Annotated in this window: 13 protein-coding genes; 12 read left to right on the plus strand and 1 reads right to left on the minus strand. The window is 44.2% G+C overall.

The window, feature by feature from the left end:
* Window positions 1-111 precede the first annotated feature (111 nt).
* The gene (locus tag KYK27_RS09235; protein ID WP_199109737.1) at window positions 112-2,565 is read right to left on the minus strand and encodes a TonB-dependent receptor; all 2,454 of its coding nucleotides are present in this window, start codon (window positions 2,563-2,565) and stop codon (window positions 112-114) included.
* Window positions 2,566-3,278: 713 nt separating this feature from the next.
* Between KYK27_RS09235 and dinB the strand changes: the two genes are divergently transcribed.
* The 12 genes from dinB to KYK27_RS09295 all read left to right on the plus strand — a co-directional run bounded on the left by dinB (window position 3,279) and on the right by KYK27_RS09295 (window position 17,463).
* Window positions 3,279-4,361 carry a DNA polymerase IV gene (gene dinB, locus KYK27_RS09240; RefSeq protein ID WP_199109738.1) on the plus strand — a complete coding sequence of 361 codons (1,083 nt, stop codon included), beginning with the start codon at window positions 3,279-3,281 and terminating at the stop codon, window positions 4,359-4,361.
* Window positions 4,362-5,185: 824 nt separating this feature from the next.
* Window positions 5,186-7,681 (plus strand): zinc-dependent metalloprotease, encoded by a 2,496-nt coding sequence (locus KYK27_RS09245; protein ID WP_199109739.1) that lies wholly within the window; start codon window positions 5,186-5,188, stop codon window positions 7,679-7,681.
* Between the two features lie 208 nt (window positions 7,682-7,889).
* Entirely contained in the window at window positions 7,890-8,951 is a 1,062-nt protein-coding gene (locus KYK27_RS09250) for a PA0069 family radical SAM protein (RefSeq protein ID WP_199109740.1), read from the plus strand.
* A 500-nt stretch (window positions 8,952-9,451) separates the two neighbouring features.
* Window positions 9,452-9,613, plus strand: coding sequence for a hypothetical protein (locus tag KYK27_RS09255; protein WP_199109741.1), 162 nt, complete (start codon window positions 9,452-9,454; stop codon window positions 9,611-9,613).
* A 345-nt stretch (window positions 9,614-9,958) separates the two neighbouring features.
* Window positions 9,959-11,572, plus strand: coding sequence for a CTP synthase (locus KYK27_RS09260; RefSeq protein ID WP_199109742.1), 1,614 nt, complete (start codon window positions 9,959-9,961; stop codon window positions 11,570-11,572).
* A 27-nt stretch (window positions 11,573-11,599) separates the two neighbouring features.
* The gene (yidC, locus tag KYK27_RS09265) at window positions 11,600-13,438 is read left to right on the plus strand and encodes a membrane protein insertase YidC (protein WP_199109743.1); all 1,839 of its coding nucleotides are present in this window, start codon (window positions 11,600-11,602) and stop codon (window positions 13,436-13,438) included.
* Window positions 13,439-13,549: 111 nt separating this feature from the next.
* Window positions 13,550-14,131 carry a hypothetical protein gene (locus KYK27_RS09270; protein ID WP_199109744.1) on the plus strand — a complete coding sequence of 194 codons (582 nt, stop codon included), beginning with the start codon at window positions 13,550-13,552 and terminating at the stop codon, window positions 14,129-14,131.
* A gap of 166 nt (window positions 14,132-14,297) precedes the next feature.
* Window positions 14,298-14,660 carry a DUF6438 domain-containing protein gene (locus KYK27_RS09275; RefSeq protein WP_199109745.1) on the plus strand — a complete coding sequence of 121 codons (363 nt, stop codon included), beginning with the start codon at window positions 14,298-14,300 and terminating at the stop codon, window positions 14,658-14,660.
* A 131-nt stretch (window positions 14,661-14,791) separates the two neighbouring features.
* The gene (locus KYK27_RS09280; RefSeq protein WP_199109746.1) at window positions 14,792-15,730 is read left to right on the plus strand and encodes a DUF2971 domain-containing protein; all 939 of its coding nucleotides are present in this window, start codon (window positions 14,792-14,794) and stop codon (window positions 15,728-15,730) included.
* Between the two features lie 112 nt (window positions 15,731-15,842).
* The gene (locus KYK27_RS09285; protein ID WP_199109747.1) at window positions 15,843-16,172 is read left to right on the plus strand and encodes a YnfA family protein; all 330 of its coding nucleotides are present in this window, start codon (window positions 15,843-15,845) and stop codon (window positions 16,170-16,172) included.
* 105 nt (window positions 16,173-16,277) lie between these two features.
* Window positions 16,278-16,619, plus strand: a complete 342-nt coding sequence (locus KYK27_RS09290; RefSeq protein WP_233150357.1) for a zinc ribbon domain-containing protein YjdM — start codon at window positions 16,278-16,280, stop codon at window positions 16,617-16,619.
* Between the two features lie 121 nt (window positions 16,620-16,740).
* Window positions 16,741-17,463, plus strand: coding sequence for a VIT1/CCC1 transporter family protein (locus KYK27_RS09295; RefSeq protein ID WP_199109748.1), 723 nt, complete (start codon window positions 16,741-16,743; stop codon window positions 17,461-17,463).
* Window positions 17,464-17,613: the final 150 nt, after the last annotated feature.

Consider the following 17,613-nt stretch of genomic DNA (forward strand, 5'->3'; position numbering starts at 1 on the left):
GTTTTGCCATTAGAATACCTACTATTTCTAATCAACCGGAAAAGCCTGGTCATAAAAAAACAGAGCCAGCTTTACATAAAGCTGGCTCTGTTCTGTAACTGTAACTATAGTTTAGAATTTATATGATACAGTAGAAACAAACTGGCGTGGTGGAATCGGGTTCACGCTATAGTTCTCGTGCACGTAGTAATTAAGCTCGTTTGTGATGTTTGAAAGCTTGCCAAGCAACGATAGTTTTTTGTATGTATAACCCAGCGATACATCAAACGTTGTGAAGCCATCTACTTTAAACAGGCGCTCGTTCAGCGATCTTGTTTCTGTACCATCATCATTCTTTTTAACAACATGTGTGGTGTTCCAGCCGGCATTTCGCTCTCCGGTGTAGAAGCCAGATAAGCCAACTTTAAGGCCTTTAAGTGCTGTACTCTGTAGCGTATAAAATACTGATCCATTTGCAGTGTGCGCCGGGCTGCTAACCAGTCTTTCACCTTCTAAATAGCTGCCATTCAAACCTGATGTCTTAGAATAACGCATGTCGTTGTAGCTATAGCCTGCCAGGAAAGTCAGGCCGTTATCCAGTGTACCGTTCAGGTCAAGTTCTACGCCATCGCTGGTAGTTTCGCCGGTTAGTTCTTTAATGTTAGCATCGCTGTTTACAGTACCATCTGCTTTAAACTGGGCCATCTGCGCCAGGTTGCTGTTCTTAATTCTGTAAACTGTAACGTTTGCTGATAATTTGTCCTGAAACAGGTCTGTTTTGATGCCTGCCTCATACTGATCTATGATAGAAGCCTGAATTGCCTGGCCGTTTACATCAGTACCTGTGTTTGGCGTAAAGTTGTTGGAATAGCTGGAGAATATAGAGATAAAGGAAACCGGCTGGTAAACAAGACCTATACGTGGCGAAAAGGCTCTGTCGTATTTGGTTTTGGTATTCGAAGCAGGTGCTTTCGTATCTGTTTCAAAGCTATACACATCAGCTACCGGTACGCGTTGTACCGACCAGCGAATTCCACCTAACACTTTGAATTTCTCAGAAAGACTAAACAGGTTCTGAGCATAAAAACCGATGCGTTGTGTTGGTACTTCAGAGCGGGTTGACATGTTGGTTACCGGTTCATCGGTACGGGCTGTGAACTTACCAGGGTTTAGGATATTTATACTATCGTAAACACCACTCTTATCCAGGGATTCTATTTTAAATACATGGCTGATGTTCTTGTACTGTTCAGCGTCGACGCCTACTAAAAGCTGGTGTCTTATACTTCCTATTTTGAAATCTCCGTTCAGGTTTACTTGTCCTGTATAATAATCCTCGCCTATTTTAGAACGTGTAAGTTTACGTCCCCAATCGCCATCAGCATCAGCCTGAATACGCTCTGTTGAGAAATAATTTCTGTCGAAAGCCTGGTAAGAACCTACTACATTCAGTTTCCAGGTATCGTTAAAAGTATGGTTTATAGTTGCTGTGGTAGTAGCTTGCTCTACTTCGTTATAAGCCCACGGCGTGTTAAAGAAAGCGGATCTGGAGATATCTTTTGAAATGGTTTTGCCATCCAACGTACCGATACCAAAGTCAGGTGTAAAGTCGTGCGTCATATAATCGCCTTGTACTAAAATCTCAGTTTTAGCACCTAGTTTGTAAAGCAACGATGGGTTTACATAAAAGCGCTCAGACTCCACGCTATTGCGGTAGCTTTCGGCATTTTCGTAAGTACCCACTACCCGGAAGGCAAGGTTCTTTGTGATCGGGCCATATACATCGGCCATGGGTTTATATAAATTATAGCTGCCCACGCGCATCGATACTTCTCCGCCATAGTTGAATTTAGGCTGTTTGGTAACCATGTTTATCACGGCGCCACTGCTCACGTTACCATATAATAAGGCAGCACTACCTTTAAGTACTTCTACCCTCTCCAGTGTGCTGGCTTCCGGTATTACGGCAGAGTTAGAGCGCGCTCCGTTTTTCATGATGTTGTTGGCACCCAGGTTATATCCGCGGGCAAAAAACGTTTCGGAAGTAGAGCCGCGGGTAGTTCCCAACGACACACCATTCACGTTTTTGATCACATCACTCAGTTTCGAAGCCTGCTGGTTTGCAATCACTTCGCTTCCAATTACAGCCATACTTTGTGGCATATCGATCGGGTTAATGGCGATCTTACCCATCTCTACGGGCTTGCGGTTTATACTTCTGGCACCAGTCACTACTACTTCCGATAACTGGGCTGCACTCTCGTTCAGGGTAAAATCGATACGGGTAGTTTTGTCGAGTTCTACCGTTACAGATGTTTCTCGTGGCTCCAGGCCAACAGATGAACAACGTAAGGCATAAGTGCCGGGCTTAATGCCGCTAATGGTAAAACTCCCATCTTCCGCAGTAACAGTGCCTCTATTAATTTCAGGCAAAGCTATAGTTACAAAAGATGCAGGCTGCCCATCGCTGGTCGTTACTTTTCCTGAAATACTTCCTGTTTTTCCGGCTGTATCCGCAGCAGCTGATAAAGCAACATGCAGCAAGACAAAGCAAACTAGCCACTTAAGTTTATAGATATATTGCATATAGATAGTTTGTTTATTTAGACTAATTTTAAATAGCGTGACAAAACAAGCAACTATTTAGATTTATTCCAAATAAAAATAACAACATTTTACACAGGCATTGATAATCAATTATTTATAACAGATTTTTATTTGATTCTAACGACTAGATTAACTTTCTGCTTGAGAGATTATCAGTATTCTATGACTACCCCTTGGCATATTACTCTATTATTGGTGACTCTTTTGCCATATAAGCGGACTCCATTACATACCACGAGCCTTGTTCAGGAGTTGTAACACTTCTTTAAACATCCCAACCTGGCTACTAAATTCTTTCTGAAGTATAATGCTGCCGCGGGCATCCATAAGTTGTATGGTTACATCTGTCCGGTCGGGAAGTTCTACTTCCAGGTTCAGTTTATCTTTTGTCGTGTTCGGGATACTATCTCGGAATAATGTTCACACTCTCCTGACCGACAATTGCTAATGGCGGTGCTCACTAGATTTCTGTATGTTGGGCAACAGCAGGACCGGTCAACATTACACTAAAAGTAACGAGCCAGAATAACTTTCCAATTTGCCGGTTTAGCGTCATTTTCACCCAATCATGATGACCGCTTATTTCAGATCGGGCTTAACTGTTTCAAGTAAATATTCCACCAACTATAGTTGAATATCTCTGCCGGTTTATCGTTAAATTTGCACTTACACTTCAGTTATAGTATATCTTTTTGAGCCAGCCTATCCGCAAGATTATTCACATTGATATGGACGCTTTTTTTGCGTCGGTGGAGCAGCGCGATAACCCGGAGCTGCGCGGTAAACCCGTAGCTGTTGGTGGCTCACGGGCCAGAGGTGTAGTCGCCGCGGCCAGCTACGAAGCTCGTAAATATGGGGTACACTCTGCCCTGGCCTCCAAAATTGCAGCCCAGCGTTGTCCGCACCTCATCTTTGTAAAAGCCCGGTTTGATGTGTACAGTGCCGTTTCGCGCCAGATCAGGGAAATTTTCTTTGCCTATACCGATTTGGTAGAGCCGCTTTCGCTGGATGAAGCGTACCTGGATGTAACAGAAAATAAGATCGGAATGCCCTCAGCAACCATTATCGCCAACCAGATCAGGCAGCGCATTTTTGAGGAGACAGGCCTTACAGCTTCGGCGGGGGTTTCTTACAATAAATTCCTGGCCAAGATCGCTTCGGATATGAACAAGCCCAATGGTTTTACACTCATCACTCCGGATAAAGCAGAAGACCTTGTTGCAAGTTTGGATATCGGCAAGTTCCATGGCATTGGGAAGGTAACGGCAGCTAAAATGCAAAGTATGGGCATTATAACCGGTGCCGACCTGCGCGAGCGCTCCGAAGCAGAACTGATCCGGAACTTTGGCAAGGTAGGCAGCTACTACTACCGCATTGCCCGTGCCCAGGACGACCGCGACGTACAGCCCCACCGCATCCGCAAATCCATAGGTTCAGAACGTACTTTCGAGGCCGACATTGCCGAAGAAGAAGCTATGCTAGAGCACTTGCTTTACTTATCTAAAGAAGTAGCCCAGGATATGGAACGTCTGAAAGCGACAGCTAAAACGATAACGCTTAAGATCAAATACTTTGATTTTACTTTGAATACCCGCAGCAAGACTTTCCTAAGTGAGTTCAGCTCAGAAGACGCGATTTATACTGTAGCCCGCGACCTGCTACGTACACCACAATTGCCACAGTTCCCGGTTCGCTTGCTGGGCATTTCAGCCAGTTCACTCCTATACCAACACGACCGCCTGCAGGAAGGCTACCAGTTTACTCTGGAGTTTTGAGGCAAGAGTAACAAGGTCTTTGAGATTGAAATAATTATAGTTCTATGGTTAGTATTTAACCCACCCCTACCCCTCCCGAGAGGGGAATTCCGGCTACTGCCATAATTTGGTTATCAAGTTCCATAGTTATCGCTTTAACACCCCTGTAGTCCCCTCAAGGGGACAATTCTTACATTACGATAGTTTGAGTTATAGTTTTATAGTTTAAGTCCACGAACAGGACAGGTTTACCTGTCCCTTCGAAACTATCACCATGATAAATCTCGAAGCGAGCAGGTTCAAACTATAGATGCTGGTAGCTATGCGAAATATCACAGTCTTTGGGTTGAGCGCCTTTGCTTTGTTGCAGTGCCTTTAGGCAACCCGAGCAGAGCGAGGGAAGCAAGAAAGCAGCAGCGCGATGCCCGAAGACGGGGCCTCCCGGCCGTGAGGGCACCAAAGTAAACTATAGAAAGATAGGCAAGTAGAGCTCCCAGGATAAGTGTTTAATTGAAAGTATAGCTTGGTTCAGGTTGTAACTATAGTTAGATATAGCACTGTAGCTTCTCAAACTATAAGCTGAAATAGATTTCTCTCTTCGTTCGAAATGACACAAGTATAAATATAGGATGTATACAATCACTCGACAATGCATTATAACAAGGGCTGTAAATGGAATCCATTTTCTTTAATAATCTTTAATAACAGAAATTAAACCATTATACTAATTTCCAGTCTTAACAACAGCCACAGGTACTATTGCCATTCTTTAAGACTTTCCTATCTTTAAGAAAAAACACAGCTCCTGAGCTACTAACCCAATCTAACTAACTTATTTCTAACACATGAGTAAACATTTACGTTTTGCTCCTTTTGTAGCATTATTGTTAGCTGGTGCAACTATAGCACCGCCTGCTTTTGCACAGAAGAGCAAGAAAAAGAAAAAAGAAAAACAGGAAGTTGCAGCAGCCACACCTGCCCAGGCTCCTAAAAAAGACGATGGTTTACCTAAGCCATACAGCCAGGTAATAACTGAAAAAGCTGTAACCGACGAAGGTCTTTTTAAAGTACATCGCCAGGATGACAAGTACTACTACGAGATTCCGGATACGCTTTTAGGCCGCGACATGCTGATGGTAAGCCGTATCGCCAAAACAGCCACTAATATTGGCTATGGTGGCGAAGAGCTGAACACGCAAATGCTGCGCTGGGAAAAGAAAGGCAACCGCATTTTGTTGCGCGTTATTTCTTACGAGAACGTAGCAGCTGACACCCTGGAAATCTTCCACTCGGTACAAAACTCCAACCTGGCTCCTGTTATTCAGGCGTTTGATATTAAAGCATTTAATACCGGAACGTCTGTAGTAGAGGTAACTGATTTCTTCTCAAAAGATGTGCCGGCGCTGGGCCTTGACCAGCGTAACCGCGATACTTATAAAGTAAGACGTTTAGATGACAAGCGTTCGTTTGTAGAGAGCATTAAAAGCTTCCCGACTAACATCGAAGCACGTTCTTTGATGACGTATGAGGCGACCAATGCCCCATCAAACTCAAGCGCCGGAACGATTTCGTTAGAACTGAACCACTCGATGGTACTGTTGCCTAAAAAGCCGATGGCTTCGCGTAAATTCGATCAGCGTGTGGGTTTCTTCACTATTTCGCAGACAGATTATGGTACTGATGAGCAGCGTGCAGCAGCCCGCCGTTACATTGTGCGCTGGAGACTGGAGCCGAAAGACAAAGAAGCATATGCCCGCGGCGAACTGGTTGAGCCTGTGAAGCCTATCGTTTATTATATCGACCCTGCAACGCCTGTAAAATGGAGAAAATACCTGAAGCAAGGCGTGGAAGACTGGCAGAAAGCATTTGAAGCTGCCGGTTTCAAAAATGCGATCATAGCGAAAGATCCGCCATCAATTGAAGAAGATCCGGAGTTCAGCACTGAAGATGCGCGTTACTCTGTAATCCGTTATTTCTCTTCAGATGTGCAGAATGCTTACGGCCCGAACGTACATGACCCACGTTCAGGTGAGATCCTGGAAAGCCACATTGGCTGGTACCACAACGTAATGAACCTGTTGCGTAATTGGTACTTCATCCAAACAGCTGCCATCAACCCGGAGGCTCGTAAAGTACAATTCAGTGACGAGGTAATGGGCGAACTGATCCGTTTCGTATCATCGCACGAAGTTGGCCACACCCTTGGCTTGCCACACAACATGGGCTCGAGTGCTGCTTACCCGGTTGAGAAACTGCGCAATGCCGAGTTTACCAAAAAGTACGGAACCGCTCCTTCTATCATGGACTATGCCCGTTTCAACTACATCGCGCAGCCCGAAGATAACGGTGTTGCCCTAATGCCAGGTATTGGTATTTATGACAAGTATTCTGTAAAGTGGGGTTATACTTACTTCCCGGAGGCAAATGGCCGCGATAACACTGAAAAACTGAACGCCTGGATCAGACAGCATGAGAATGACCCGATGTACCGTTTCGGTCGCCAGCAAGGTAACACGATCGACCCGTCTTCGCAGACAGAGGACTTAGGTGACGATGCGATGCTTGCCAGTACCTATGGCATTGCTAACCTGAAGCGTATTATGCCAAACCTGATCACCTGGACGGCACAAGAGAATAAGGACTACACTGACCTGCAGGAAATGTATGGCCAGGTGCTGGGCCAGTGGAACCGCTATATGGGCCATGTAACGGCTAACGTAGGTGGTGTGTATGAGAACTATAAAACCTATGGTCAGAAAGGTAACGTGTATGAGCCGGTTGCAAAAGAAAAGCAGAAGCGCGCAATGAAGTTCCTGAACGAGCAGGGCCTTTCTACACCTACCTGGATGCTGGACGAAACGATCATCCGTAAGTTCGAATCAGCAGGTACCGTAGACCGCATTCGTAACGCACAGGTAAATATTGTAAACAACCTGCTGGAGCCAGGTCGTATGGCACGCCTTTTAGAAGCACAGGCAGCATTAGGTAGCAAGGCTTATACGTTACCTGAAATGATGGCCGATTTGCGAAAAGGATTGTGGGCTGAAGTTTCAACTGGTAAGTCTATTGACATCTATCGTCGTAACCTGCAGCGTGGCTATTTAGAGCGTATGGAGTTTTTGATGAAAGACCAGGAACAAACTTCAGCTGCACGTTTTGGCAGAGGCGGCACTCCTGTAAACGTAGCTCAGTCTGATATTCGTCCGATGGTACGCGGTGAATTAAGTGCATTGCGTGGCCAGATCAAAACGTCGCTTGCCAAAACCAGCGATACCATGACAAAATACCACTTGCAGGATGCCCTGGTTCGCATCGACAACATACTGAATCCAAAAAGTTAAGTCTATACTATAGCTATAGTTTTAAAGCACCGGCTCATAAGAGTCGGTGCTTTTTTATTTCCCGACTTCTAGTAAATCTGTGTTAACAACCATAATCCGACATAAACCATTATCAATCAACCCAATAGCACTTATTAGTTCTGAATAATTGAATTCGTTTACTCTACTTAATACTAAATTATTTAGTTTTTCTAATTATATTAGCACAATGAAAGCAGAGGATTTTCTGAAAGGACGGGGAGCGCAGTATAATCCTGCCAATAAATACCTGAAACAGGAGTATGTAACCGAGCATATTGAGGGGTTGGATGAGCCGATGGTTTCAGATTCCAAAACCGAGTTCCTTCCGACTCATCCTAAAACTATAGTTAACAAAATAGATAGCCCTGACCTTGGAATGGGCTATTCGCTGAACCCTTACCAGGGCTGTGAGCATGGCTGTGTGTATTGTTATGCACGCAACTCGCATCAGTATTGGGGTTATGGCGCTGGCCTGGACTTTGAGCGAAAGATCGTTGTTAAAGAAAATGCTCCGGAACTGCTAATAAAACAGCTGGAGAGTAAAAACTGGCAGGTGATGCCCATCATGCTGGCTGGCAACACCGACTGCTACCAACCCATTGAAGCCAAAAAGAAAATTACGCGCCGGATTTTAGAGATTCTGCTGCAGTATCGCCACCCAGTAAGCATTATCACCAAAAATGCCCTTATTCTCCGCGACCTCGACATCCTGACCGAACTCAACAAACTGGACCTGGTACACGTGAACATCAGTATTACTACCCTGGACGAAAAGCTGCGCCAGAAACTGGAACCAAGAACGGCCATAGGTGCCAAACGACTAGATGTGGTTAGACAACTTAGCGCAGCAGGTTTACCTGTAAATGTAATGGTAGCCCCAGTAATTCCGGGCCTGAATGATTCCGAAATTCCGCAGATCATAAAGCAGGCTGCGGAGGCAGGTGCTAAAAATGCGGCTTATACTATAGTTCGTCTGAACGGCGAGATCGGGCCTATTTTCGAGGATTGGATAACACAGGCTTTTCCGGATCGTGCCCAGAAAGTACTGAAGCAGATAGCAGATTGCCATGGTGGCCAGCTAAACGATAGCAGGTTCGGTACCCGCATGAGTGGCGAAGGCAAATTTGCTGATACTATATCCAAACTGTTCAGAATGAGTAAGCAGAAATATATGGCCGGCCGAACTATAAAACCTTACAACTATAGCCACTTTTGTAACAGCAAAGGGAAGCAGTTAGGGTTGTTTTAGGGTTTTACCCCTTTCCAATCTTTCCTAAAAACAAGGGAAGGAGCTTTAACTTAGAACTTTAGCTTGAGTTAATTTTAAATCCCAATCATATGCTGGCGCGAGCGTCCTCGCTCGTGCCTAACTATGGTGTTGAGTTTTCAACTCAACTGGCCCGGGAGGGACAGATTTTGTCTGAATCAGGATTTACAGGATTAAAAGATTTTCAGGATAAAGCTTTGATATAGGTGAGGCCATAATTCGATAGTTGCTCTTTTTCGCTGGCGCGGGTTTGCAACCCGTGTCTTAGAATGGTGTTGAGTTTGTAACTCAACTGGCCCGACAGGGACAACCAAAAGCAGTGGTGCTGGCTAAAGTTTTATAGTTGCGGTATTAACCCACCCCTGCCCCTCCCGAGAGGGGAATTTCGGCTATAGTTAGAGTTTGAGTTATAGTACTATAGTTGCATGTCATGAGCAAGACAGGTTTACCTGTCCCCGCGTAAATACACCCACGATCAAGCGATGCAACTAAAGCCCTACAAACAGGAAGAACCACAGCTATCGAACGATTTCAGTCTTTGGGTGGAGCGCCTTGTAGATTTCTGGTGCCGTCAGGCATTTCGAGGTACGAGAAAAGGAAATGTACGCCGCGCGATGCCCGAAGACGGGGCCTCCCGGCCGTGAGGGCACCAAAGCAAATTATAGCACTGTAGGCAAGTAGAGCTCCCAGGATTAAAGAGAGCTATGAAAGAAAGGCTTGGTTCAGGTTGTAATGTAGCAAACTATAGAACTGTAGAGACTCCACCTATAAGCTGTGATAGATTTCTCACTTTGTTCGAAATGACAAAAGTGGAATATACCATCCATACGCCAGCAGGAGCTACGCCCACTGCCAGGTCTTACTATACCTCCTATTCAATAAAATCCAGATTCTAAGAATCGGTATCAAAAAACAGAACAATCTCTGCGATTTACCGGATAATCAAATAAAACGTGTACCTTTGTAGCCCATAAAGTTTAACCTAACTTATGGCTACTAAATATATCTTCGTTACCGGTGGTGTAACATCCTCGCTCGGTAAAGGCATCATTTCCGCTTCTCTCGCTAAGTTGCTGCAGGCAAGAGGATTCTCTGTAACTATTCAGAAATTCGACCCCTACATTAACATAGATCCGGGTACCCTAAACCCTTATGAACACGGCGAATGCTATGTAACCGAAGATGGCGCTGAAACTGACCTGGACTTAGGGCATTACGAGCGTTTCTTGAACGTGCCTACCTCCCAGGCAAACAACGTAACTACAGGCCGCATTTATTATAACGTGATCATGCAGGAGCGCGAAGGCGCTTACCTAGGTAAGACCGTGCAGGTGATTCCGCATATTACCGATGAGATAAAGCGCCGCATGCTGCTCCTTGGCGAGACCGGGGAGTATGATATCGTTATAACTGAGATCGGTGGCTGTGTAGGTGACATTGAATCGTTACCGTTTGTAGAAGCCGTTCGCCAGTTGCGCTGGGAACTGGGCGTAAACGAGACCTGCGTGATACACCTGACGCTGGTACCTTACCTGAAAGCTGCCGGAGAACTTAAAACCAAACCTACACAACACTCTGTACGCGACCTTTCTGAGGCAGGTGTACAGCCTGATATACTTGTTTGCCGCTCGGAATACCCAATCCCGATGGATCTGCGCAAAAAAATAGCATTGTTCTGTAACGTGAAGCAAAACTCGGTTATCGAGTCGCTGGATGCGGAAACTATATACGATGTGCCATTATTGATGCGTAAAGAGAAGCTGGATGAGCGCGTGATCAGCAAGCTTAAATTACCACACAAAGCAGATCCGGAACTGGAAACCTGGAAAGAATTCCTGGGAAGACTTAAAAACCCTACTGCTGAAGTTAAAATTGGCCTGGTTGGTAAATACGTTGAGCTGCCAGACGCATATAAATCTATAGTAGAGGCCTTTATACACTCTGGTGCAGCTAACGAATGTAAAGTAAACCTGAAGTGGTTCCAGTCTGAGAACATTACCAATGAAAACGTAGCAGCTACCTTACAAGGCCTGGATGGTATACTGGTTGCTCCTGGTTTTGGTGAGCGTGGCTTTAAAGGCAAAATGGAAGCTATCCGTTTTGCGCGCGAATCAAAAATACCATTCTTCGGAATTTGCTTGGGCATGCAGTGTGCTGCCGTAGAGTTTGCCCGCAATGTGCTTGGCCTGCAGGGCGCCAATTCCACTGAAATGGATGCCGAGACGCCACATCCGATCATCGACCTGATGGAAGATCAGAAAGAAATTACCCAAAAAGGCGGTACGATGCGCCTTGGTGCTTATGCCTGTGAACTTAAAAAAGGCTCAAAAGCTTTTTCTATTTACGGTAAGGCCAAGATTTCTGAGCGCCATCGTCATCGTTACGAATTTAATAATCAGTATCTTCAGGCTTTTGAAGAAGCCGGCATGATGGCCACAGGCATTAACCCGGAAACAGGACTTGTAGAAGTTATTGAGTTACAGAACCATCCGTGGTTTGTGGCAGCACAATATCATCCGGAACTGAAAAGCACTGTGCTTAACCCGCACCCGTTATTCACTAAATTTGTGAAAGCGGCCATGAACTATACACAATCTAAGTAACCTATAACACTTTACACACTTTATTAAATGGATAGAAATCAAGCTATTGGCTTCGGACTGATTGCCCTCCTGCTACTGGCATATTCGTTCTTTTTTGCCGGAACGGATGAAAAAGCAGCAACCCGACAGGCAACAGAACAGGTAGCCAATGTAGAGCAATTGCATGATACACCTGCAGTTGAGAACGACTCGCTGGCGCAGGCGCAAAAGGCTGCCACTATGGGTTCGTTTGCAACAGCAGCAACCGGCACAGCCAGCACAAGCACCCTCGAGAACAGCAACATCCGAATTACTTTTAATACAAAAGGCGGCCAGGTAGAAGAAGTTTTACTGAAGAACTATAAAACCTACCAGGGCGAACCATTAATTCTTTTTGATAAGGAAAGTAACAAAACAGACGTCGCCTTCACAACGAATGATGGAAAGACTATAAAGCTGTCTGATCTGTACTTTACGCCTTCTGAAATTAAAAAAGGAACGGATAAAGATGTAAGTACCCAAGTAATCTCATTCCGAGCGAATGTTGGCAACGGACAGTATATCGATCAGATTTACACGCTGTATGATGAGACGTTCCAGTTAGGTTACAAGCTTGGTTTTGAAGGGCTGGAAGGCCAGGTGAGCGGCAAAAACCTTACTTATACCTGGACGGATCACATCAAGCAACTGGAGCGCGACATGAAGCACAACCGCTCCAAAACAACTATAAACTTTGCTACTGTAGAGGATGGCTACGATCACCTGTCTATCTCAGATGATAAAGAAGAAATGGCTTTGGAAGAGCCTGTTAAGTGGATTGCCAATAAGCAGAACTTCTTTACGGCTGGTATTATTGCCGAAAACAGCTTTACTGGCGCCAAACTGGCATCTGAGGCAAACCCTGCCGATACAACTATAGTTAAAACTTTGGCTTCGCAGGCGCTTATTCCTGCACAGGATGCGTTAAACGGCAAGGCTGAGTTCATGTATTATTTCGGCCCGAACGATTACAAGATCCTGAAGAACATCGGCAACGATTTCCAGAAAAACCTTGACCTTGGCTGGGGAATTTTCTCATGGGTTAACAAATGGCTGATTATCCCGGCATTTGATTTCCTGGAGAACTATATCGGCAACTATGGTATCATCATTATCCTGCTGGTACTGTATATTAAAACACTGCTTTTCCCGCTTACTTACAAGTCGTTTTATTCTATGGCAAAAATGAAGGTATTAAAGCCTGAAATTGATGCTATTAAAGAGCGTAACGACGGCGATATGCAGAAAACGCAGATGGAAACCATGAAGCTCTACAACGAGATGGGCGTAAACCCGCTGAGTGGCTGTATTCCGATGCTGTTGCAGATGCCGATCCTGTTTGCGATGTTCAACTTCTTCCCGAACTCTATTGAGCTGCGCCAGGAGCCGTTCCTGTGGGCCGCCGACCTTTCGACGTACGATGTATTTGCAAAACTGCCGTTCACGATTCCGTTCTATGGCGACCACGTAAGTATGTTTACTTTGCTGATGACGGCTTCTACGATACTTTACACCTGGTCTAACAACCAGATGAACGCCCAGATGCAGGGTGCCATGAAGTTCTATAGTTACCTGATGCCGGTTATTTTCATGTTCGTGCTTAACTCGTTCCCGGCAGGTCTTTCGTTCTATTACTTTGTATCTAACATGGTAACATTTGGCCAGCAGGCAATTATCCGCAAGTTTGTGGATGAAGGCAAAGTGCGCGCTAAACTGGAAGACAACAAAGAAAAGCGTAAGGATAAGAAGAAGACTGCTGGACCGTCGTTCACCGAGCGTATGCAGGAAGCGATGCGCGCAGCTTCAGAAAAAGAACAGCAAAAGAAAAACAAAGGCGCTAAGAAATAAGCCTGCCTTATAGTTTAACTTATTTAAAAGCCTGTCTGCCTGATGCAGACAGGCTTTTTGTTTGGCTATAGTTGCGCCTGCACCGTATGTAGGATTGTAAATAAAACAACCATGCAAAAGAACCTGAAATACCCTCTCCTGCTGCTGTCTGTAACTATAGTTTGTGCCTGTAGTTCCGGCTCCGACGAAGATAAAAACTTAGCCAGCACTCACCCCAAACTCGAAAAACAACTCGACCGTGACACGGCTAACATGTCCATGCGCAACGAAGAATATGAAGACCTTTACCAGCGCTACCGGATCACGACTGAAGAGTATGAGAACAGCGGCAATTATAATGTAAAGAACATGTTCCGGGGCAAACTAGCACCGGCCGATGAAGCCAGTCACTCCGACGCCCGCACGTACCAAACTGCTTTGCGCGAAGGAATGGCGCAGGGCGTAAACTTTGCAGGAAAATATACGGTGGTAACGATAGGCTGCGGCACCGCCTGCCAGCAGCATTTTATAGTTGATCGCGAGAATGGTAAGATCGTGGAAAAGATCCAGGGCAGCGCCGGAGCCAGATTCAGCAAGAACAGTCGTATATTTATACTTAACCCTCCCGACTCAACTATAAACTATAACGAGTGCCAAGATTGCAAGCCGCAGGCCTATGAATTGGTAGATGGTAAACTGCAGGCGATAAAATAATTCTGAACTATAGATCAACTATAAAATGGCCGTACTCAACTTCCAACTTAACATAACAAAGCAACTTGTAACTCTAACTATAGTTACGGCTGTTTTGTGTTTAGTAAGCTGTAAAAGCTCCGGCCATTCCAACACTGCGGCTGCAAAATCTGATTCGCCCTTACTTATGTTTCAAAAGACGCCCTGCTTTGGTATCTGCCCTTCTTATGAGGCGCTTATTTATAGCAATGGAACGGTGCGCTTTGTGCCCTGGGAGCATGTACCCGTTACCGACACACTTACCTTTCAGCTATCAGAAAAAGAGCTGCAAACACTGCAATCCGACATTGCTGATCTGAACTATAAAAGCCTGCAAAACTTCTATAAAACCGAATGGTCTGATATGCCTGCCACGCATTTATACTTTTATGAAGACGGCAAAGAAGTAAAACACATCAAACACGAAGAAGGCGGCCCGGAAAAGCTGGTACAGTTTAATGACAAAGTCCATCAACTGATCTGGAAATATGTGGCCACCCCGGCTAGGTAACTATAGACTTTTTATTTCCTGTATTTTCTTTAACTTGGCCGGAATAGGAAAACAGAGTAACCTCCAACTATAGCTATAGTGCAGATAAGCGTATGTTTTCGTTTAGGTGGTAGTTATGAGTAACTCTATAAATGAAAATCTTTAAATACCTAAGTCCTGAGCGAGTTGATGTTTTAGAGAATCAAGCATTAAGGTTCACTCAAGCTAACTATCTTAATGACCCATTTGAGCATTTACCGTTTGTCTCTCAACTAGTTGACGAGGCATTTACCAATCAGCTTTATAAGGAAACCTTATTTCCACTTTTACAGCAGATTGCGAAAAGAAAACTGTGTATTGATGATATCCCTGAAGAGTATAGAAATGCAATCCCTGATAATGTTAAAGAAGAAGTATTCAACTATACAATTGGTGAAGCTCTAAACTTAATACCTGCTTTTCATCCTAAAAATTTGTTAAACCTTTTCGCAATAGAGGGAAAGGATTTAGGTGTTGATTATTCAACATTGCTAAAAGATAGTTGGAATAACAAGTTTGGCGTATTAAGTCTTACTAAAAGCAATGATAACCTTACAATGTGGTCTCACTATACAAGAAACCACGAGGGCTTTGTTATCGAATTTAACCCATCAAACAATTACTTCAATAAAACTAAAACAGAGAAAGATTTATTAAGAAAGTTAAATGAAGTTAAGTACTCGGAAGCAAGGCCTAAATTAACTCTTATTGACTCCAACATCATTGAAGAGGAAATGTTAGAGTCTCTATTTCAAAACATATTACTTACAAAAAGTAAGCACTGGCAGTACGAAGAGGAAGTTCGTTTCATCCAAATTTTAGAAGATTCGGATAAAATTATAAAATCTGATGGGCAAGAAATTCATTTGTTTGGATTTGATCCTTCAGCAATTAAATGTGTCTTCTTAGGAGTAAATATTAGTACTAGCTTCAAAAACAATTTACTGCTGATACTCAATGAAGCTAGATACATGCATGTAAATATTTACCAGGGGGTATTAAGTAAGACGGAGTATAAAATCGAATTTATTGAAGAAAGAGTAAATTTATAACTGTATCTATACTCTATCTATGCCTCTTTGTAGTCCAGTACGTTAGATTCAAACCCCAATTTAAAAAGTATAACTTAGCAACAACTTAACTAAAGGATAATATCAACCCTAAATGAGTTTTCTGAAATCCATTTCCATATTTATCCTCGCTGGGCTTTGCGAAATTGGCGGAGGCTACCTGGTCTGGTTATGGCTAAAAGAGGAAAAACCGATTTGGTATGGTATTATTGGTGGGATGATTCTTGCGCTTTACGGGATTGTGGCAACATTACAAACTCAAAACTTTGCCAGAGTTTATGCTACATACGGCGGGTTTTTCATTGTCATGTCACTCCTGTGGTCCATGAAATTTGATGATTATTCCCCGGATAAATACGACATCATCGGGGCCCTGATTGCCCTGTTAGGGGTTTGCATTATTTACTACGCTCCCAGAGGCTAAGAAATCAGAAAAAGTGCAGCACAAACTATGTTGCTCCTTCAGGCTGAAATTTATACGCAACCATTGCATTACACAAATTGAGATTAATTAAAACTAAATAGTACTATGTCAGAAGAAATGAAACAATGCCCGAAATGTAATTCACCTTATGGTTACGCTTCGGGTGACGATACTTACGCTTGCCCGGAATGTAGTAACGAGTGGAACCCGAGTGAAGTGGAAGAAGAAGTAGGATTAAAGGTAATAGATGCTAACGGAAACGTGCTTCAGGATGGAGATACAGTTGTTGTGATAAAGGATCTGCCTGTAAAAGGTGCTCCAAAACCGGTAAAGGCTGGTACAAAAGTAAAAAACATACGCTTAACGGACGGCGACCATAACATCGACTGCAAAATAGACGGCTTCGGCTCAATGGGCCTTAAATCAGAATTCGTAAGAAAGGCTTAATAAACCTGTTACTGCTATTCTGCGGGCAATTCAATTTTTGCAGAAACCTGACGCTGAACTATAACAAGTTCAGCGTTATTGTTTTACAGCAAAGTATAAGTTGTTTACGTACCTTCAGACTATGGCCCACAACGAAGATACAGCACATAACCTGTTCTCAAAGTTCCAGGACTACCTGGGGCAGTTTGTGTATGGCGGTATAGATGGTTGCGTTACTACGTTTGCCGTTGTTTCGGGGGCAGTAGGTGCCAACCTCGATAGCTCTATCATTATTATACTTGGTTTTGCAAACCTGCTTGCAGATGGCTTCTCGATGTCGGTGGGTGCTTACCTGTCAGCAAAAGCGGAGCATGACAGTTATGCCAAACACGAGCGCACCGAACATTATGAAATAGAGCATTACCCCGACATAGAAAGACAGGAAGTACGGGATGCCTACCGGGCCAAAGGTTTTGAAGGCGAGTTGCTGGAGCAGGTGGTGGACGTAATTACAAAAGATAAACACCGCTGGGCTGACGACATGATGGCCAATGAACTGCAACTTATAAAAGACTCCAAATCTCCACTGACCATTGGCATTGTTACCTATAGTTCTTTTCTCCTCATCGGTATTATTCCGCTCTCCGTTTACCTCTGGGATTTCCTGATCGGCTTTCCGGGCAATGTTTTTCTGTGGGCCTGCATGCTCACATTTACAGGTTTCACCATTATTGGCTTCCTGAAAAGTTATGTAACCGGCGTTAACCCCTGGCGTGGCATAGCAGAAACAATTGTGCTTGGTGCCCTGGCAGCTGGTGTTTCATATGCCGTCGGGGATGTGCTGGAGCGCTGGATTGTAGGCTAACTATACGCGCGTTTTTTCACAATTAAGCATTGTATAGTTTACTCAAAGAGTTATAGTTTCAGCTTTCCATTTAGTATCACTAGCTACCTGCATTAAGAGATAGAACACTCGCCGGCTTGCATGGATTTTACAGGTTTCAGGAAGCAGCCC

Origin of the sequence: Pontibacter populi, from assembly GCF_019336435.1 — a bacterium.
In the GTDB taxonomy this organism is placed as follows: Bacteria; Bacteroidota; Bacteroidia; order Cytophagales; family Hymenobacteraceae; genus Pontibacter; species Pontibacter humidus.